Origin of the sequence: Microbacterium sp. NPDC090281 (genome assembly GCF_044769635.1) — a bacterium.
GTDB lineage: Bacteria > Actinomycetota > Actinomycetes > Actinomycetales > Microbacteriaceae > Microbacterium.
The window spans coordinates 385611-404058 of sequence record NZ_JBIVYH010000002.1 but is presented as its reverse complement, the minus strand read 5'-3'; the positions used below and the strand labels follow the sequence as shown (position 1 = coordinate 404058).

General features: G+C 68.1%; 19 protein-coding genes. 10 read left to right on the top strand and 9 right to left on the bottom strand.

The features are described from left to right. The first annotated feature begins 11 nt into the window (after window positions 1-11). Together rpsI and glmM are read left to right on the top strand one after the other, a co-directional pair. On the top strand, window positions 12-497 hold the full coding sequence (gene rpsI, locus ACIQTX_RS16105) for a 30S ribosomal protein S9 (RefSeq protein ID WP_028502255.1): 486 nt from the start codon (window positions 12-14) through the stop codon (window positions 495-497). 14 nt (window positions 498-511) lie between these two features. Next, window positions 512-1870, top strand: coding sequence for a phosphoglucosamine mutase (gene glmM / locus ACIQTX_RS16100; protein WP_028502256.1), 1359 nt, complete (start codon window positions 512-514; stop codon window positions 1868-1870). A 35-nt stretch (window positions 1871-1905) separates the two neighbouring features. Here the strand turns inward: glmM and ACIQTX_RS16095 are convergent, their stop codons facing one another. Next, the gene (locus ACIQTX_RS16095) at window positions 1906-2823 is read right to left on the bottom strand and encodes a helix-turn-helix domain-containing protein (protein WP_402973938.1); all 918 of its coding nucleotides are present in this window, start codon (window positions 2821-2823) and stop codon (window positions 1906-1908) included. 179 nt (window positions 2824-3002) lie between these two features. Further along, complete coding sequence (locus tag ACIQTX_RS16090) at window positions 3003-3947, bottom strand: Ppx/GppA phosphatase family protein (protein WP_402973935.1); 945 nt, start codon at window positions 3945-3947, stop codon at window positions 3003-3005. A gap of 28 nt (window positions 3948-3975) precedes the next feature. On the opposite strand from ACIQTX_RS16090, the gene coaA reads away from it, so the two are divergent. The 8 genes from coaA (at window position 3976) to ACIQTX_RS16050 (ending at window position 12696) form a co-directional block, all read left to right on the top strand. Then, window positions 3976-4929, top strand: a complete 954-nt coding sequence (gene coaA, locus ACIQTX_RS16085) for a type I pantothenate kinase (protein WP_028502259.1) — start codon at window positions 3976-3978, stop codon at window positions 4927-4929. A gap of 100 nt (window positions 4930-5029) precedes the next feature. Then, a complete protein-coding gene (gene glmS, locus ACIQTX_RS16080; RefSeq protein WP_402973932.1) occupies window positions 5030-6877 on the top strand; it encodes a glutamine--fructose-6-phosphate transaminase (isomerizing) in 1848 nt (615 codons plus the stop codon). 94 nt (window positions 6878-6971) lie between these two features. Further along, window positions 6972-7331: a holo-ACP synthase gene (locus ACIQTX_RS16075; RefSeq protein WP_402973929.1), complete on the top strand. Its 360-nt coding sequence runs from the start codon at window positions 6972-6974 to the stop codon at window positions 7329-7331. Beyond that, entirely contained in the window at window positions 7328-8434 is a 1107-nt protein-coding gene (gene alr / locus ACIQTX_RS16070; protein WP_402973926.1) for an alanine racemase, read from the top strand. Before ACIQTX_RS16075 ends, alr begins: the two co-directional genes overlap by 4 nt. Then, window positions 8431-8913, top strand: a complete 483-nt coding sequence (gene tsaE, locus ACIQTX_RS16065; protein WP_402973923.1) for a tRNA (adenosine(37)-N6)-threonylcarbamoyltransferase complex ATPase subunit type 1 TsaE — start codon at window positions 8431-8433, stop codon at window positions 8911-8913. The genes alr and tsaE overlap by 4 nt, the downstream gene beginning before the upstream one ends. Further along, window positions 8910-9752 (top strand): response regulator transcription factor, encoded by an 843-nt coding sequence (locus ACIQTX_RS16060; protein ID WP_402973920.1) that lies wholly within the window; start codon window positions 8910-8912, stop codon window positions 9750-9752. Before tsaE ends, ACIQTX_RS16060 begins: the two co-directional genes overlap by 4 nt. Window positions 9753-9964: 212 nt before the next feature. Continuing rightward, entirely contained in the window at window positions 9965-11563 is a 1599-nt protein-coding gene (locus tag ACIQTX_RS16055) for a sensor histidine kinase (protein WP_402973917.1), read from the top strand. Then, entirely contained in the window at window positions 11560-12696 is a 1137-nt protein-coding gene (locus tag ACIQTX_RS16050) for a hypothetical protein (protein WP_028502266.1), read from the top strand. The genes ACIQTX_RS16055 and ACIQTX_RS16050 overlap by 4 nt, the downstream gene beginning before the upstream one ends. A 12-nt stretch (window positions 12697-12708) precedes the next feature. Here the strand turns inward: ACIQTX_RS16050 and csrA are convergent, their stop codons facing one another. From csrA to fliO, 7 genes are read right to left on the bottom strand one after another with little or no spacing between them, the layout of a single operon-like run. Next, window positions 12709-12960, bottom strand: coding sequence for a carbon storage regulator CsrA (csrA, locus tag ACIQTX_RS16045; protein WP_028502267.1), 252 nt, complete (start codon window positions 12958-12960; stop codon window positions 12709-12711). 4 nt (window positions 12961-12964) lie between these two features. Then, window positions 12965-15025, bottom strand: a complete 2061-nt coding sequence (locus ACIQTX_RS16040) for a flagellar biosynthesis protein FlhA (protein ID WP_028502268.1) — start codon at window positions 15023-15025, stop codon at window positions 12965-12967. Further along, window positions 15022-16113, bottom strand: coding sequence for a flagellar biosynthesis protein FlhB (locus tag ACIQTX_RS16035; RefSeq protein WP_402973912.1), 1092 nt, complete (start codon window positions 16111-16113; stop codon window positions 15022-15024). Before ACIQTX_RS16035 ends, ACIQTX_RS16040 begins: the two co-directional genes overlap by 4 nt. Then, the gene (locus tag ACIQTX_RS16030; RefSeq protein WP_402973909.1) at window positions 16110-16871 is read right to left on the bottom strand and encodes a flagellar biosynthetic protein FliR; all 762 of its coding nucleotides are present in this window, start codon (window positions 16869-16871) and stop codon (window positions 16110-16112) included. Before ACIQTX_RS16030 ends, ACIQTX_RS16035 begins: the two co-directional genes overlap by 4 nt. 4 nt (window positions 16872-16875) lie before the next feature. Then, window positions 16876-17148, bottom strand: a complete 273-nt coding sequence (gene fliQ / locus ACIQTX_RS16025; RefSeq protein ID WP_028502271.1) for a flagellar biosynthesis protein FliQ — start codon at window positions 17146-17148, stop codon at window positions 16876-16878. After that, entirely contained in the window at window positions 17145-17960 is an 816-nt protein-coding gene (gene fliP / locus ACIQTX_RS16020; RefSeq protein WP_028502272.1) for a flagellar type III secretion system pore protein FliP, read from the bottom strand. The genes fliQ and fliP overlap by 4 nt, the downstream gene beginning before the upstream one ends. Continuing rightward, window positions 17957-18439, bottom strand: a complete 483-nt coding sequence (gene fliO / locus ACIQTX_RS16015) for a flagellar biosynthetic protein FliO (protein WP_402973905.1) — start codon at window positions 18437-18439, stop codon at window positions 17957-17959. Before fliO ends, fliP begins: the two co-directional genes overlap by 4 nt. Window positions 18440-18448: the final 9 nt, after the last annotated feature.

The window sequence follows — 18448 nt, the reverse complement described above, 5'->3', positions numbered from 1 at the left end:
AGGACATACTCGTGGCTGACATCCAGGACACCACCGAAACCCCGCAGAACTTCTCGACGTCGACTCCCGAGACCGACGTGGTCGAGGCGGCTCCCCGCCCCGTCCTCAGCGTCCCGGGCGCCGCTGTCGGCCGTCGCAAGCAGGCCATCGCCCGCGTGCGCATCGTCCCCGGCTCGGGCACGATCACGGTCAACGGCCGCACGATCGAGGACTACTTCCCCAACAAGCTGCACCAGCAGCTGATCAACGACCCGTTCACGGTGCTGAACCTCACCGGTGCATACGACGTCATCGCACGCATCTCCGGTGGTGGCCCCTCGGGCCAGGCCGGTGCGCTTCGTCTCGGCATCGCCCGTTCGCTGAACGGCATCGACGAGGAGAACAACCGTCCGACCCTGAAGAAGGCCGGCTTCCTCTCGCGCGACGCTCGCGTCAAGGAGCGCAAGAAGGCCGGACTCAAGAAGGCCCGTAAGGCGCCTCAGTACTCGAAGCGTTAAGGTCCACTGCTCCGATGCCGATCTTTGGCACGGACGGTGTGCGAGGACTCGCCAATGGCGTCCTCACCGCCGATCTTGCGCTCACCCTGGCCCAGGCGACTGCTGTCGTCCTGGGCCAGGGGCGTACTGCGGAGGCTCGCAAAGCCGAAGGCAAGCGACTCCTCGCAGTGGTCGCCCGGGACCCCAGGGTCTCGGGGCACTTCATCGCCGCAGCTGTCGCAGCGGGACTCGCCTCCTCGGGCGTCGATGTGCTCGAGGCAGGGGTCATCCCCACACCTGCGCTCGCCTTCCTCGTCGCTGACCGTGACGCCGATTTCGGCGTGATGATCTCGGCGTCGCACAACGCCGCGCCCGACAACGGCATCAAGATCTTCGCTCGCGGGGGCCGCAAGCTTCCCGACGTCGTCGAGCAGCGCATCGAAGAGGCGATGGCTGGCGAGATGCTGCGCCCGACGGGTGCCGGTGTCGGCCGCATCGACCGGTTCTCCGACGCGGAGGATCGCTACGTCGTGCATCTCCTCGGCTCGCTGCCGAACCGCCTCGACGGCATCCACGTGGTGCTGGACTGTGCCCACGGTGCAGCGTCAGGCGTTTCTCCCGAGACGTTCCGCGATGCGGGCGCCGAGGTCACGGTCATCGGAGCAGACCCCGACGGTTGGAACATCAACGACGGCGTCGGCTCGACGCACCTCGACAACCTCGCAGAGGCTGTCGTGCGTCTGGGGGCCGACATCGGCATCGCCCACGACGGTGACGCCGACCGCTGCCTGGCCGTCGACGCCGAAGGCAAGCACATCGACGGCGATCAGATCATGGCGATCATCGCCGTGTCGATGAAGGAGCGCGGTCACCTCACCGACGACACCCTCGTGGCGACCGTGATGAGCAACCTCGGTCTGCATGTCGCGATGCGTGAGCACGGGATCACGGTGCGTCAGACCGCGGTCGGCGACCGCTACGTCCTCGAAGACATGAACGAGGGCGGCTACGCCCTCGGCGGCGAGCAGTCCGGCCACGTCATCATGAGCGAGTACGCGACCACCGGCGACGGCATCCTCACCGGCCTCCACCTGGTGGCCGAGATGGCACGTCAGAAGAAGACGATCGCCGAGCTCGCCTCGGTGATGACCATCTACCCGCAGGTTCTCATCAACGTGCGCGATGTCGACAAGGATCGCGTCGCAGACGACGAGGTCGTGCAGCAGGCCGTGCGCGATATCGAGACCGAGCTGGGCGATTCCGGACGGGTGCTGCTGCGCAAGTCCGGCACCGAGCCTCTGGTGCGGGTCATGGTCGAGGCCGCCGACGCGGAGTCGGTGCACGCCTACGCCGGACGCCTTGCGGAGGTCGTCCAGGAGCGCCTCGCGCTCTGACACCTGTAGTGTTTCGGAACGGCCGGTCGCTGATCTCAGCGGACGGCCGTTTCGCGTTCTTCGCTGCGGTGCGCGCGAAGTGCCCGCGGCGTCGTGCCATAGTCGTCGTCGAGTGCGCGGCGCAGACTCATCGGCGAGTGGAATCCGGCACGCTGCGAGATCTGCTCGATGCTCAGCACGTCGAATCGGCTGTCGATCAGAAGAGACTTGGCCAGGCGTGCGCGCTGGTGCCGGATCTCGCCCGCCACGCTGTTCTCCGCCTCGGCGAAGACCAGTTGAAGCTGACGCAGTGAAGACTGCACCTCACGGGCGACCAGCGTCGGGTTCAGAGCGGGGTCACCGCACTGCTGCGCGATGACCGCTACGGCTCGGTCGCGCAGCGCAGCCCTCGGGGAGCGCTGACCGGAAGCCGCGCCGACACGGTCGAGCAGGATCGCGCCGCTCATCTCCACGATCAGGTGCTCGATCGCATACCGTTCGATCGACGTCGCCGGGTCATCGGTGTCGAGGATCTGCTCGATGAAGGCCTGCATCGCCCGATCCAATGGACGACGTTCGGTGAGGATCCAGGCGACAGTCGGCAGAGCAGCGACGAAGGCCCCCAGCGCGGAGCGAGGAACGTAGGCGGCTGTCACGCGCCAGGCGCCTTCGCAGCGCACGTGGTGGGTGACCCCTGGCGCGGCGAGGACGACTCCGCCCTCGAGCGGCATCCACGGCCCGTCCGGTGTCTTCGTCGACAGTCCTGCGGCGTCGACGAACGCGAAGACGGCGTGCTCGGGGTGAGCCGTCGTGGTGTCGATCGCCAACTCGGTGGTGATGCCATGCAGGGACAGCAGGATCACCGGACCCGGTGTCCGCTCCAAGGCGTGAAGCGGCGAGCGGGCGCCGACGGCGCGGACGCCGTGAGCGATCAACTCCGCAGCGCTGATCTCTCTGACGTTGCCTTGACCCATGCAGCACCCCCCGACGCTGATGACCGTGGGGACGACACCGACCACGGGCCGGTGCTCGCCGGGCTCGTTCCTCACCGACCAGCGGATGATGCGGACGGGGAAGTGCTCGCTTCGTCAGAGGATACCGGCGCGGACGGGGAAGGCAACAGTGCCTCTTGCGTCGGGCTCCCGGTCGCTCCTCAGCTTCGAGTATCGCTCCACTTCAGCTGCTCGATGTATCGCAGCAGCACGCCTTCGCGCAGAGCCCATGGGGACACTTCCAGCTCATCGATCTGCAGCGCGGTCATCGCCGCGTGCAGCGACACCGCAGCGGCGACGATCTGGAACGTCCGGTCCGGCGTGATGCCCGGCAGCTCCTGCCTGGCTGAGGCGGGGAGGCGTGCGAGCCGAGGAATCCAGGAGCCGAGTGCTGCCCGAGGCAGCAGCATCCGTTCGCTTCCCGACCATCCGGGCACCGGGTAGCCGACCAACCGGGCGAGGGAGCGGATCGCCTTGGACGATCCGACGACGTGGTCGGGGCGGGGGAGTGCGGCGAACGGGGGCAGTACTGCCGCGAGAGTGGTCTCGGCGTGGGCGCGCAATCGCTCGACGTCGACCTCGCCTGGAGGATCGTTCGGCAGGAACTGCACGGTCATGCGTCCTGCGCCGAGGGGCACGGATGCCGCGGCGTCGGGCATCTCCTCGGCCCCTGCCGCGATCTCCAATGAGCCGCCGCCGATGTCGAGCAGCAGGATCTGCCCGGCAGACCAGCCGAACCAGCGGCGTACCGCGAGGAAAGTCAGCTCGGCTTCGGTCTCGCCGTCGAGCACCTGCAGCGGCTGACCGAGGGCTGCTTCGATGCGGGCGATCACGTCTGCACCGTTGCGTGCGTCGCGCACGGCGCTCGTCGCCGTCGCGAGCAGTGCGTCGACGCGCTCGCTCTCGGCGACGCGGCGCGCTTGGGCGACCGCGACTTCGAGCGCGACCACGCTCTCCTCGGAGATCGAGCCGTCAGGTGTGAGGTAGCGCATGAGGCGCAGCACCGTCCTGTCGCTGGTCGTCGCGAGTGGACGTCCACCTGGGCGGACATCGGCCGCCAGCATGTGGACGGTGTTGGATCCGATGTCGAGGACTCCTAGGCGCACGGGAAGAGAATACTCGCCCCCCGATACGATGTACTCCGTGACCACCGCCGACCCCACGCTGCCGCTGTCGCCCTACCGGGAGATCGGCCGCGCAGAATGGGCTCGGCTCGCGGCCGGGCTCGATCAGCCGCTCACTGAAACCGAGGTCGTGGAGCTCCGGGGCATCGGGGACCGCCTCTCCCTCACTGAGGTGCGCGAGGTGTACCTTCCGCTGAGTCGGCTGCTCAGCCTGTACGCGACCTCGACGAAGCGCCTCGGCGCCGCGACGTCGTCTTTCCTCCAAGAGGATGACACCACGACGCCGTTCGTCGTCGGCGTTGCAGGATCCGTGGCGGTGGGCAAGTCGACGATCGCGCGTCTGCTGCGCGAGCTCATGAGCCGCTGGCCGGGGACGCCCCGGGTCGAGCTGGTCACCACCGACGGGTTCCTGTACCCGAATGCCGAGCTCGAGCGCCGCGGGATCATGGACCGCAAGGGATTTCCCGAGTCGTACGATCGCCGTGCGCTGATCGATTTCCTCACCGAGGTGAAGAGCGGCGCCACCGAGGTGCGCGCCCCGTTCTACTCCCACATGCGCTATGACATCGTGCCGGACGCCAACGTCGTGGTGCGTCGCCCCGACGTCGTGATCGTCGAGGGACTGAACGTGCTGCAGCCCCCGCCGGCTCCGAACGACGTCGCCGTCAGCGACCTGTTCGACTTCTCGATCTTCGTCGACGCCGACACCTCGCACATCGAGAAGTGGTACGTCGACCGCTTTCTCGCATTGCGCCAGGCCGCGTTCAGCAACCCCTCGTCCTACTTCAACGTATTCGCGCACCTCACGGACGAGGAGGCGATCACCACGGCGCTCGGGTACTGGAACGAGATCAACATGCCCAACCTCGTCGAGAACGTGATGCCCACCAGGCATCGTGCGCGTCTGGTGCTGCGCAAGGGCGCGGACCACGACGTCGAGACCGTGCTGCTGCGCAAGCTCTGACACGGCTCGCAAGCGCGTCGATGCGGTCCGGTCGACGATCGACGGCGCTTCCCGAGAATGTACGGACGGCTCGCAAAAATTCCGCCTTACTCTTGACCGCATGTGTGGAATCGTCGGATACGTGGGCCCGCGCCCCAGCCAGGACATCCTTCTCGCCGGCCTCGCCCGCCTGGAGTATCGCGGGTACGACTCTGCGGGAGTGGCCGTCATCGACGGCGGCGGCTCGCTCGGGATGCGCAAGAAGGCGGGCAAGCTCGCCGTGCTGCGTGACTCGCTCGCCGACGCGCCGCTCCCCGATGGGTCGACCGGCATCGGGCACACCCGCTGGGCGACGCACGGTGGGCCGACCGACGGCAACGCGCACCCGCACCTGGCCGACGACGACAAGCTCGCCGTCATCCACAACGGCATCATCGAGAACTTCTCGGCGCTGCGCGAAGAGCTGCTCGTCGACGGCGTCGTGTTCCGCAGCGAGACCGACACCGAGGTCGCAGCCGCCCTCCTCGGCCGGGCGTACGCAGACAACGGCGGAGACCTGCAGCTGGCGTTCCGCAGCGTCGTGAACCGCCTCGAGGGCGCCTTCACCCTGCTCGCGATGCATGAGGACCACCCTGGCCTCGTGGTCGGCGCCCGCCGCAATTCGCCGCTCGTCATCGGACTCGGCGAGGGGGAGAACTTCCTCGGCTCCGACGTCGCCGCCTTCATCGAGTACACGCGCAAGGCGCTCGCGATCGGTCAGGATCAGATCGTCTCGATCACCCCGGACGCCGTCACCGTCATGGACTTCGCCGGTACTCCGGTCGAGCCCGAGCCGTTCGACGTGTCGTGGGACGCTGCTGCTGCCGAGAAGGGCGGATGGTCCAGCTTCATGGCCAAGGAGGTCGCCGAGCAGCCTGAGGCGGTCGCCAACACGATCCGCGGCCGCATCAAGGACGGCCAGGTCGTCATCCCCGAGCTCGATGGCCTCGACGAGCTCTTCATGGGTATCAACCGCGTCATCATCACTGCCTGCGGCACAGCGTCGTACGCGGCGCTCGTCGGCAAGTACGCGATCGAGCAGTGGGCGCGCGTCGCGGTCGACGTCGAGCTCGCGCACGAGTTCCGCTACCGCGATCCGGTCATCGGCGCCGACACCCTGGTGGTCTCGATCAGCCAGTCGGGCGAGACCATGGACACGCTCATGGCCGTGAAGTACGCCCGCGAGCGCGGCGCGCGCACACTCTCCATCTGCAACACGCAGGGCGCGACGATCCCGCGTGAGTCGGACGCCGTCGTCTACACCCACGCCGGGCCCGAGGTCGCGGTCGCTTCGACCAAGGCGTTCTCCGCACAGATCACGGCGCTGCTGCTGCTCGGGCTGCACATGGGCAGGGTGCGTGGTGCGGTGGCAGACGCATCGGTCGATGTCGCCGAGCTCGCGGCTCTTCCGGAGAAGATCGCGAAGGTGCTCGAGAGCGAGCACGAGCACGTCACCCAGCTCGCCGGCTGGATGGCGGACACCCGCTCGGTGCTCTTCCTCGGTCGCCATGTCGGCTACCCGATCGCGCTCGAGGGTGCGCTCAAACTCAAGGAGATCTCCTACATCCACGCCGAGGGCTTCGCCGCCGGCGAGCTCAAGCACGGCCCGATCGCGCTGATCGAGCCGGGGCAGCCGGTGTTCGTCCTGGTGCCGTCTCCGCGTCATTCGGCACTCGTGCACTCCAAGGTCGTCTCGAACATCCAGGAGATCCGCGCCCGCGGTGCCCGTGTGATCGTGATCGCCGAGGAGGGCGACGCCGCCGTGCTGCCGTTCGCCGACGAGGTCATCCGCATCCCGCTCGCCGGTGCGATGTTCGAGCCGTTGCTCGCGGTCGTTCCGCTGCAGATCTTCGCGATGGCTCTGGCCACGGCGAAGGGTCTCGACGTCGACCAACCGCGCAACCTCGCGAAGTCCGTCACGGTCGAGTAACCCCTTCTCCGAATCGCGCAAATGGCCTCGTTTCCACCGGAAACGGGGCCATTTGGGCGATCTCAACCGGAAGCATGCTCGATAGGCTGAGCGAGTGATCATCGGCACCGGCATCGACCTCGTGGACATCCCGCGATTCGAGCGGACGATGGCACGGACGCCACGACTGCGAGAGCGACTCTTCGCTCCGTCGGAGCGCACTCTGCGACTCCCGTCGCTCGCTGCACGCTACGCCGCCAAGGAGGCGCTGATCAAGGCGCTCGGCGGCTCGGACGGTGTGCACTGGACCGAAATCGAGATCGCATCGGAACCCTCGGGTCGCCCCCATTTCGTTCTCTCCGGCTCGACGGCAGCCGTCGTCCAGGAACGGGGAATCCTCACGCTTCATCTGACCCTCACCCACGATGCCGGCCTCGCCGCCGCGTTCGTCGTCGCCGAAGGAGCACCGCTGTGACCGTCCCGTTCCGTGAAGCGACCATCGACCTCGACGCGATCGCCGACAACGTGCGGCACTTCCGCCGCCTCACCGGCGTCGACGTGATTGCGATCGTCAAGGCCAACGCCTACGGACATGGAGCGGCTGCCGCTGCCGTCGCCGCGCTCTCCGCCGGTGCGACGCGCATCGGCGTCGCCGAGATCCCCGAGGCGCTCGAGCTGCGCAGGCAGGGCGTTCATGCCCCGATCATGGCGTGGCTGCACGCGCCGGGGGAGCGGTTCGAGCATGCCGCTGCGCAAGACATCGAGGTCGGGATCTCATCCTTCGACCAGCTCGAGGCGGCCGCCACGGCAGCCGCGGTCGACCGTCCGGTCGGCGTGCACCTGAAGTTCGAGACCGGACTGTCGCGCAACGGCATCGCCCCGGCCGACTGGGGGCGGGTGCTGGCCGAGGCCGCGCGTCTCGAGCGCATCGGACGCCTGCGCATCGTCGGACTCTTCAGCCACCTCTCCAACACCTCGGTGGAAGACGACAGAGCTGCGCTCGCGAAGTTCCAGGAGGGGGTCGCGGCTGCGGCATCCTTCGGCATCCACCCGGAGATCCGGCACATCGCCGCCACTGCCGCGGCGATCGACCTGCCGGAGATGCGGCTCGACGCCGTGCGGATCGGTGTCGGGCTCTTCGGGCTGTCGCCGTTCGAGGACCGCAGTTCCGCCTCGCTCGGGTTGCGCCCGGCGATGACGCTCCGTGGAGCGATCGCGGCCGTCCGTCGTGTGCCGGCCGGAACCGGCGTCTCCTACGGCTATGACCATCGCACCGACCGCGACACGACTCTGGTCCTCGTGCCGCTCGGGTACGCCGACGGTGTGCCGCGCAACGCCTCCGGGCGGCTCCCCGTCTCGATCGGCGGACGCCGTTTCGTGAACGTCGGACGCATCGCGATGGATCAGTTCATCGTCGACGTCGGCGACACCCCTGTCTCGATCGGCGACGAGGTGGTCCTGTTCGGTGATCCCACTCTCGGGGTGCCGTCCGCCGCAGACTGGGCGGAAGCAGCAGACACCATCAACTACGAGATCGTGACGCGCATCGGCCCGCGCGTACCCCGGCGGACCGTATGAGTGTCGATCCCGCTTTCCTCGGACGCCGGGAGATCGCGACCAGCGAAGCGATGGAGCAGCTCGGTCTGCGGATCGGCGAACAGCTGGAGCCCGGTGACCTCCTCATCCTCACCGGTCCTCTGGGCGCAGGCAAGACCACGTTCACCCGCGGACTCGCCGAGGGACTCGGAGTGCGCGGGCCCGTGCAGAGCCCGACTTTCGTGATCGCCCGCACACATCCCTCGCTGGTCGGCCGGGCACCGCTCGTGCACGTCGACGCGTATCGGCTCGGGTCGGCGGCAGAGCTCGACGATCTCGATCTCGACCTCGAGCGCTCGGTCGTCGTGATCGAGTGGGGCCGTGGCATGGCGGAGGAGCTGGCCGACTCCTGGTGGGACATCGAGCTCGAGCGCCCGGTCGGCGCATCGGACCTCGACCCCTCGGAACTCGATGCCGATGCGCCGCGGATCGTGACGATCGTGCGCGAGAGCATCTCATGACCCAGGGAGTGAACCCCGCGCTGGTCGCCGTGATCATCGAAGACGATCCCGACGTGCGGTCGCTGCTGGACGAGGTCTTCCTCGCGGCAGGCTTCGAGACGGTCCTCACCGGATCCGGGCTGGACGGGCTCGCGGCGATCGAGGAGCACCACCCGGTGATCACGACGCTCGACATCAATCTCCCCGGCATCGACGGCTTCGAGGTCGCGAAGCGCATCCGGCGGATCAGCGACACGTTCATCATCATGCTCTCCGCGCTGTCCGACGAGTCCGACGTCGTGCTCGGGCTCACCTCGGGTGCGGATGAGTACCTCGTGAAGCCGTTCCGGCCGCGCGAGCTCCGTGCCCGCATCGAGGCTCTGCTCCGGCGCCCCCGGCTTCCGGATCCTCGCTTTCCCGGCACCGGTCTCCCCGAGACCCAGGTCGCCGGACCGCGAGTCGCAGATGCCGTCCGGCCGACGGTACACGCCGACCAGGCGGTGGATGGAGCCACGGTCCTCACCTGGCGAGGTCGAGTGCATCGGGACCTCAGCCTCGACCTCGACACGCGGATGGTCCTGATCGGACAGCGGCGGATCGACCTCACGCCGACCGAGTTCGATCTGCTCGCGATGCTGCTCGAGGCCGGACTCCGGGTGTGCGGCAAAGCGGATCTCGCCCGCGGGCTGCGTGGCGCTCCCGAGGGGTCGAACGACTACGTGAGCGAGCCGGACAAACGGGCGATAGAGACGCACATCGCGAACCTGCGACGAAAACTCGACGACAGCACGACGCACCCTCGGTACATCGAGACGGTGCGCGGCGTCGGCTACCGACTCACGTCGGCCGATGGTCCGTGAACGCCGAGGGGCGGGACCGTGGTTCCCCAACCACGGTCCCGGTTGCCTGCGAATCCCCACTCGCGTGGCCCCAGCGTCTGCGTTGTTCCCCAGTCGCAGTGTCGGCCCCCACTCAGAATGCTAGGGGGGCGAGGTCGCCTGAAGAGCGGGCTCGAACGATCTTTGAGTAATCTTGCGGCAAAGCTGAGGTTCGACGGAGAGGGTGAGCGCTGATGGTCCGCACCGTGTCTATCTGGCGCTGGCAACTCGTCTTCACCGGCAGCATCGTGGCGATCGTCGTCATGCTCACCGCGTTCAAACCGGAGACCTTCGCGAACCATCTCGTCGTCGCCGGTGCCGGTCTCGTGATCGTCACCACCCTCGTGACCCTGGCCGTGCCCTGGCATCGGCTCCCGCGCACCGCGGCGACCGTCGTGCCGCTCCTGGACGCACTCGCGGTGGGGCTCACCACCAACGCCCCCGACCTCAGGCTCGGCTTCCTCTGGGTCTTCCCCGTCGTCTGGCTGGCCACGTACTTCACGATGCCGTGGGTTCTCGGTGGGATCGCCTTCATCAGCGCGACCCTCGTGCTGTTCGCCGACCAGAGCGGCACCCCGGCCGACATCCTGCTGCGGCTGCTCACCCTCGTGATCACGCTGGGCTTCCTCGGCGTGACGGTCCGCATCGGCTCGCAGCGCTCCCGCGCCGCGCGCCGACTCCTGCAGCGTCGTTCCGAGCAGGTGAACCGCGCAGCCGAACGCGCCGAGGCGAACCAGCGACGAGTAACGCAGATCGTCGACGCTCTCAGCGTCGCGCTCGTGGTCGTCACGGCGGGGGGACGCATCCTCCAGATGAACGACGCCTACCGGGCGCTCTACGGACGCGACCGCTTCGGCGCTGCACTGCCCTCGGCCGCGGTCGAGTACGACGCCAGGCGCGGCACGGCTCTGCCACCGTCGCGCACCTCGCTGGCCAGGGCCGCCGGCGGGGAGCAGCTGCATGCCGAGAGGGTGTGGCTGTTCGACGGCACGGGACAGTGGCGTGCGCTGGAGGTGAGCACGCAGTCGATGGCGAGCGTAGGAGAGGGGGAGGACATCACTCTCGTCGTGATCGATGATGTGACGGCACTGCTCGAGGTCGACGAGGAGAGGCGCACCTTCAACGCCGTCGTCTCCCATGAGCTGCGCAACCCCCTCACCGCGATCATCGGCCACGTCGAACTGCTCCGTGAGCGCGACGACCTCCCAGGGCGCGTGCCGGCGCAGCTCGACATCATCGCGCACGCGGGCGAGCGCATGCAGGACCTGGTCGCGAGCATCCTGCAGCAGACGAGTCGCGCCGCTCAGGAGCCGTTCGCCCCTGTGGATCTGCGCGAGGTCGTCGAAGCGGCTGCCGCCTCGTATGCGCCGGTCATCTTGGGCAACAGGCAGCAGCTCGAGATCGCAGGCGCTACGAGTCTCGTGATCGCCGGTGACCCCTTCCGGCTGCGACAGGTGCTCGACAACCTCCTCAGCAACGCCGCCAAGTACACCGCGGCCGGCGGGCGCATCGACGTCGGCCTCGATACCGCCAGCACCGGTCAGGCGCAGGTCACGATCGCCGACGACGGGTTCGGGATGACGCCGGAGGAGCTGTCACGCGTGTTCGAGCCGTACTTCCGCACGGACAGTGCCGTGCGTGCCGGCATCAGCGGGACGGGGTTGGGCATGGGCATCGTGCGCGAGATCGTCGCCGCGCACGAGGGAAGCATCGACGTCGCCAGCGAGATCGGGGTCGGCACCCGCGTGACGCTCCGCTTTCCGTCGCGTTTCCCCGAGGAGGTGCACGCGTGAGCCCTCTCGTTCCCGTCAACGTCGACATCACCACGAGCATGGTGGCCGTCGTCACCGTGCTCACGGCCATGGTGATCGGCCTCGGCACACTCGCGCGGCCGAGCAGGGCGACCGTGACCTGGGGAGCGGCCTTCGGCCTGGGGATGCTGGGGGCCTACCTCTGGCTCGCAGGCCAGCAGACCGAGGAGCCGGTGCTGCGAGGGGCGGCATCCGCGCTGCTGCTGTGCTTCGAACCACTGGTCTGGATCGGCCTGCGGATGCATCTGGGGCGGCGGGCGCGCTGGTGGCCCGTCATCCTGTTCGTCCTGATCGCCCCCACGCTCCTGGTGGCCACGGCCGGTAGCGGTTGGTACCTGCCCTCGTTCCAGCTCGTCTTCCTCGGAAGCGCCGTCTTCGCGGGTCTGGTGGCCTACGAGCTGCTGCGCGACAGGACGACGGTCAGGGACATCGAGCTTCCGCTGGCTCTCGCCTCATGCGGCTTCGTGGTGGTGGCGGTCGTGAGCGCGGCATCCGCCCTGGTATCCGGTGGGGCCGGCACCGAGGCTCAGCTGAGTGCGCTGCGCGGGATGAACGCCGTCGGCACCGTGGTGGTGAGCACCTGCGCGGCCTTCACCCTGGTGCTGATGGTGCGGTCGGAGCAGAAGAAGAAAGACGCCGACGACATCGCGGACCGGGCACGTCGTCGGCTCCGCAAGGCCGAGGAGCAGAAGGACCTTCCGTGGTCGATCCTCGATATCCGCCTAGACGACCCCGACGACCTCAGAGAGGCGTCGACGGGCTCGGCGTTCGCCCTCATCGTCGATCGGTTCCATCACGACATCCAGGAGGCCCTCCCGGCGTCGGCCGACGCCGATCGGGTCGCTGACGGCCGCGCGATCGTCGTCATCCGCGGCGGCGACGAGTCGGTACGGCACCACCTGCGTGAGATCCTGACGCGCATCTCGGTGATCGACAGGGAGACCACGGTGACGGGGATCAGGTCGTCTGCGAGTATCGGCTGGGCAACCGCATCGGTCGTCGGGTACGACTACGACGCGCTCGCGGCCGCTGCGGGCAGGGCGGCGGCCAGGGCACGGGCTGCCGGCGGCGACCAGTGGAAGCGGGCCACGGCAGCGGATCTGACGCGTGTCTGAGACGCGCTGGGACTAAGAGGTGCGGGTCTCGCGGCTGCGTGCGAGGGCAGCGGTGATCGCGTCTTCCGCACCGGCACCGGTCTCGGCCGCAGCCGACACGTTCTCGGCGACGACCGCCTCGATGATCTCGGTCCGTTGGATACGCGTCTCGCGCGGCGCCTTCACACCGATCCGCACGCTGTCGCCCTTGATCTCGAGCAGCGTGATCTCGATGTCGCCGTCGATGCGTACGCTCTCACCGATCCGCCTCGTCAAAACCAGCATTCGTTCAGCCTAGTGCTGCCGGGACGACGCCGACCGCCGGCGCGGGGATGTCTCGCACCACTCCGACGGTCTCGATCGTGAGGGCTGCGGACGTCGCCTCTGTGTACGAGAGCACTGGAAGCCCGTCGGTCTGGGCCGAGACCAGGCGGCGCACGGCCGGCCGCAGCGACGGGGCGCAGACCAGAACCGGCTCCCCGCCTTCGCGCACCGAGGAGACGGCCTGCTTCACGGATTCGACCACGGCCTCCATGCGCTGCGGATCGAAGACGATCTGGGTGCCGTCGTCGCCGGGACGCAGGCTCTCGAGCATCGCCTGTTCGAGGAGCGGGTTGATCATCACCACGCGCAACGTGCCGGCTTCTGCGAACCGGGCGGCGATCGCGGGTCCGAGTGCGCCGCGGGCGGACTCGATCAGGCCCTCGGGGTCGGTGGAGGTCCTGGCCCGCAGCGCGAGCGCCTCGTAGATGCGGCTGAGATCGTTGATCGGCACGCGCTCTGCGAGAAGGCCCTGAAGCACGCGCTGGATCTCGGCCAGCGACAGGAGCGCCGGGGTGAGCTCTTCGACCGCGGCGGGGGAGACCTGCTTGAGGGCATCGGTGAGCTGGCGTACGTCTTCACGGCTGAGCAGACGTGCGGCGTGCGCGTGGATCACGCTGGAGAGGTGCGTGATGATCACGCTCGCGCGGTCGATCACGGTGGCGCCGGAGAACTCGGCGCTGTGACGCATCTCCATCGGGATCCACTTGCCTTCGAGCCCGAACACCGGGTCGAGCGTCGCGCTGCCGGGAAGTGAATCGAGCCCCTGACCCAGGGCGAGCACCGAGCCGACCGGTGCAGTGCCCCTGCCGGTCTCGACTCCGGCGATGCGGATGACGTAGGTCGATTGCGAGAGCTCGATGCTGTCGCGGGTGCGCACTGGCGGAGTGATGAGACCGAGATCGAGTGCGATCCGGCGGCGGAGGGCCTTCACCCGTGCCAGCAGATCGTCTGGACCGCCGGTCACGAGGTCGACGATGTCGGGGGAGAGCAGGATCTCGAGCGGGTGCACCCGCATCTTCTCGATCAGCTCCTCCGGCTGATCGGTCGGTGCGACGGTCGGGCTCTGCGCCGCATCCGCCTCCTCGCGCTTCTGGTTCGCCTTGATGCGCTGTGCGATCAGCAGGAGCAGTGCGCCGATCGCGACGAACGGCAACATCGGCATGTGGGGGATGAGCGACATGATGATCGCCGCGCATCCTGCGATGATCAGCGCGTTGCGGGACTGGCCGAGCTGGGCCGATGCAGCGGTGCCCATCTCCGCCTCGGCCGTGGAGCGGGTGACGATCATGCCGGTCGAGACGGCCATCAGGAGTGCGGGGATCTGCGTGACGAGTCCGTCGCCGATCGTGAGGAGGCTGTACGTGCTCACGGATTCGTCGATCGTCATGCCGTGCTGCACGATGCCGATCGCGATGCCGCCGACGATGTTGATGATGATGATGACGAGCCCGGCGATCGCGTCGCCCTTCACGAACTTGGAAGCACCGTCCATGGCGCCGTAGAAGTCGGCCTCAGCGGCCACCTCGGCTCGGCGCTCCCTCGCCTCGGTGTCGGTGATGAGCCCGGCGTTGAGGTCGGCGTCGATCGCCATCTGCTTGCCGGGCATCGCGTCGAGAGTGAACCTGGCGCCGACCTCGGCGACTCTTTCGGCGCCCTTCGTGACCACGACGAACTGGATGACGACGAGGATGAGGAACACGACGGCACCGATGATGAGCGAGCCGCCGACGGCGATCGCCCCGAACGCCTCGATCACCTGACCCGCGTACGCCTCGCCGAGCACGAGACGAGTCGAAGCGACGTTGAGCCCCAGCCGGAACAGCGTCGCCACGAGCAGCAGCGAGGGGAACACCGAGAAGTCGAGCGGCTTCTTCACGAACATCGACGTCAGCAGGATCACGAGCGCGAACATGATGTTCAGGATGATGAGGATGTCGAGCAGGAACGGCGGGATCGGGACGACGAGGAGCATGATGATGCCCACGACTCCGATCGGCACCATCAGCTTGGTCAGCAGCGCTCTCATGCGGTCCTCCGGTAGGGAAGGGAGTGGATTCCACGGGCGGCTCCGCGTCGTCGCAGCGAGTCGACGAACACGAGCACGCGGGCCACGGCGTTGTACAGGTCTTCGGGGATCTCCTGGCCGAGCTGGCACGCGGCGTGCAGGGCTCGGGCGAGCGTGATCTCGCGCACGAGCGGCACCCCGGCGCGCACGGCCTCGTCGCGGATGCGCTCCGCGATCACGCCGCTGCCCTTCGCGACGACCTTGGGGGCTGCGCGGCCGGGCTCGTACCGCAGCGCGACCGCGATGTGGGTCGGGTTGACCACGACGACGTCGGAGCCGGCGACGGCGGCGATCATGCGGTTGCGGCTGACGGCGAGCTGACGCGAACGCCGCTGCTGGCGGATGAGCGGGTCGCCCTCTGAGTTCTTGTTCTCGTCGCGGATCTCGCGCTTGGTCATGCGGGTGTGCTTGCGGTTGCGGCGCATCACGACGAACATGTCGATCGCCGCGAGAGCGAGCCCGACGCCGATCGCGGTCTGCAGCAACGCGATCGTGCCCTCGGACGCGGTGCCGAGAAGACGCGAGATCGAGTGCGCTCCACTGGCGGTGAGCACGGGCATCAGGCTCGCGATCACGAACCAGAGAGCGATGCCGATGGCGGCGGTCTTCAGCAGAGCCTTGGCACCCTCCCAGAGCGCCTGCATGCCGAACACCCGGCGGATCCCGTTGACGAGGTTGAACTGCTCGAAGCGTCCGTTGAGCGGTTTCAGGTGCACGCCACCCTGGATGACGGCTCCGATCAGCGTGACGATGGCGACGGCGGCCAGCATCACCGTGAGCGTCGGGAGCACTGAGGCGAGGCCCCGGCCGAGGGCTGCGAGTGCCGCCTCTGGAGTGGGGGCGTCGACCAGGGAGGTCAGCGTGAGCAGCTGTTCCGTGCCGGCTGATGCGCCGAGGGCGATGGCTGCGGGCATCGTGACGGCGGCTGCGCCGATCCCCAACCAGGCCGTGAGGTCCTGGCTGCGCGACAGACGCCCCTTCTTCCTGGCTTCGCCGAGGTGCTTGTCGGTCGCCTTCTCGCTGCGGTCTCCGCTGTCCGTGCCACTCACTCGTGCACCCCCTGCATCATCCGCAGCGCCTGTGCGGCGAGGGCATCGACGATGCCGGGGAGTACGGCGTAGACGGTGCCGGCGAGCAGCAGCGTCAGCAGGATCTTCACCGGGAAGCCCATGGCGAAGGCGTTCAGCGCCGGTGCCACACGCGTGATCAGTCCGAGACCGACATCGGCGAGGAACAGCACGAGCACGAGAGGGCCGGCGATCTGCACGGCGGCGAGCATCAGCTGGGTCACACCGTCGACCAGGAGCTCGGCGGGGCCGGCGATCTCGAACATGCCGTCGACGGGCACCGCCTCGAAGCTGCGGGCGAGACCGGCCAGGATCAGCTGGTAGCCCCCGGAGGCGAAGAGCAGGGTCAGCGCCGTCAGGTGGAAGAGCCGCGTGAACTGGGCGCCGTTCACGAGCGAATGCGGGTCGAAGGCCTGCGCGAGCTGGAACCCGCCGAACACGTCGATAAGGCTGCCAGCGGCCTGGAGCGCCGAGAAGCACACCAGCACGAGGAAGCCCAGGAGGGAGCCGGTGACCAGCTGCAGCACCAGGGCGCCGAGGAAGGGGCCGGTGTCGAGATTCTCGTAGCCGGGGGCGACGGCCGTGCCGACGGCGAGCGAGAGACCGATCGCGAGCATCGCCTTCACCCGCACCGGGATCGCCCCATAGGAGAAGGGCGGGGCGATCATGATGAACGCCGTGATGCGCACGGCGGCGAGCATCGTGGCCTCCAGCCAGGCGAAGTCGATCGGGATGTACACGCGGTCATCCGCTCAGCAGCGAGGGGATGCGGGCGAACATCTCGTTCGTGAAGGCGATCATCTCCGCGATCATCCAGTTTCCCGAGATGAGCAGCGCGATGCCGACCGCGACGATCTTGGGCACGAATGACAGCGTCACCTCCTGCACCTGGGTGATGGACTGCAGCAGCGAGATGGCGAACCCGACCACGAGCGCGGTGACGAGGACCGGTGCGGCGAGCTTCGCCGCGATGATCAGCCCCTGGGTGCCGATGTCGATCACAGCCTCCGGGCTCATCCGACCCCTCCGTAACTCTCCAGGAGGGCACGGATTATGAGCCCCCAGCCGTCGACGAGGATGAACAGCAGGATCTTGAACGGCAGCGAGATCATGACGGGCGGGAGCATCATCATGCCCATCGACATCAGGGCCGCGGCCACGACGAGGTCGATGACCAGGAACGGGATGAAGATCACGAAGCCGATGATGAACGCGGCCCGCAGCTCGGAGATCATGAACGCGGGGATGAGCGTGTACATCGGAACGCTCGAGGGGTCCTCGGGGTTGGGCTGACCGGCCATCCGCGTCATGAGGGCGAGATCTTCTTCGCGCGTGAAGCGGAGCATCCACTCCTGCAACGGCAGCTGACCGATGTCGATCGCCTGCGTGAAAGTGAGGGTGCCGTCGATGTACGGCTGCACGGCGACCGTGTTGATCTCGGTGAGCACCGGCCACATGATGAACAGCGACAGGAAGAGCGAGAGGCCGGCCAGCACCTGGTTCGGCGGGATGGTCGGCAGCGAGAGGGCGTTCCTGGTCATCGCGAGCACGACGAAGATCTTCGTGAACGACGACATCATCAGAAGCAGAGCCGGGGCGACCGAGAGCAGGGTGATGCCCAGCAGGGTCAGGATCGATCCTGAGGGACCGCCGTCGACCCCGTTGATGTCGATAGTCACGCCCTCACCGGGATCGTCCGGCGTCACCTGGGCGTGGGCCGCGGTGCCCGTGAGGAGCGTCATCACGAGGACCAGCGCGAATGCGGCGGCGAGGATCAGCGCGATTCGTCGCAGCGCTCGCCCGTCGACGACCCCACGGGGAGCGCTCATCGCGTGCGCCGGATGGCCTCGGCGGTCTGCCGCCAGGTTTCGGGGGAGAGGATGGAGCCGCGCAGCGGATCGTTGCGGTGGCGCACGCGGCGCTGAGGCGCAGGCTCCATCGACGTGGTGCCCGCCTTCTCGGTCAGGGCGGTAGCGGCGAGGATTCGGTCGAACTCCTCGGCGTCGGAGGCCGCGTCCGATGTGGCCGCCGACCACGCAGGACGAGCCTGTTCGGCGTCCAAGCCGGTGGCCTTGACCGGCAGTCGATCGACGACGCTCACGCCGTGCTCGGTGACACCGAGGACGTACCGGGCGTCATCGGTCTGGATGACCACGATCTGCGCCTTCGGGCCGACGCCCTGGCGCCCGAGCACCGTGATGACCTCACCGTCGCGACGGCGCGCCTGCGTGCGTGCGATGCGGCGCTGCAGGAACCAGAGCACCCCGAGCACAGCCGCGAGCGAGAGCACGACCCGGAGGCCGAGCATGAGGTCGTC

Bases quoted from the DNA above. Each gene is read 5' to 3' on its own strand.
- glmM (WP_028502256.1), top strand. From the start codon at position 512: ATGCCGATCTTTGGCACGGACGGTGTGCGAGGACTCGCCAATGGCGTC.
- ACIQTX_RS16095 (WP_402973938.1), bottom strand. From the start codon at position 2,823: ATGGGTCAAGGCAACGTCAGAGAGATCAGCGCTGCGGAGTTGATCGCT.
- coaA (WP_028502259.1), top strand. From the start codon at position 3,976: ATGTACTCCGTGACCACCGCCGACCCCACGCTGCCGCTGTCGCCCTAC.
- glmS (WP_402973932.1), top strand. From the start codon at position 5,030: ATGTGTGGAATCGTCGGATACGTGGGCCCGCGCCCCAGCCAGGACATC.
- tsaE (WP_402973923.1), top strand. From the start codon at position 8,431: ATGAGTGTCGATCCCGCTTTCCTCGGACGCCGGGAGATCGCGACCAGC.
- ACIQTX_RS16060 (WP_402973920.1), top strand. From the start codon at position 8,910: ATGACCCAGGGAGTGAACCCCGCGCTGGTCGCCGTGATCATCGAAGAC.
- ACIQTX_RS16055 (WP_402973917.1), top strand. From the start codon at position 9,965: ATGGTCCGCACCGTGTCTATCTGGCGCTGGCAACTCGTCTTCACCGGC.
- csrA (WP_028502267.1), bottom strand. From the start codon at position 12,960: ATGCTGGTTTTGACGAGGCGGATCGGTGAGAGCGTACGCATCGACGGC.
- ACIQTX_RS16040 (WP_028502268.1), bottom strand. From the start codon at position 15,025: ATGAGAGCGCTGCTGACCAAGCTGATGGTGCCGATCGGAGTCGTGGGC.
- fliQ (WP_028502271.1), bottom strand. From the start codon at position 17,148: ATGAGCCCGGAGGCTGTGATCGACATCGGCACCCAGGGGCTGATCATC.
- fliP (WP_028502272.1), bottom strand. From the start codon at position 17,960: ATGAGCGCTCCCCGTGGGGTCGTCGACGGGCGAGCGCTGCGACGAATC.
- fliO (WP_402973905.1), bottom strand. From the start codon at position 18,439: ATGCTCGGCCTCCGGGTCGTGCTCTCGCTCGCGGCTGTGCTCGGGGTG.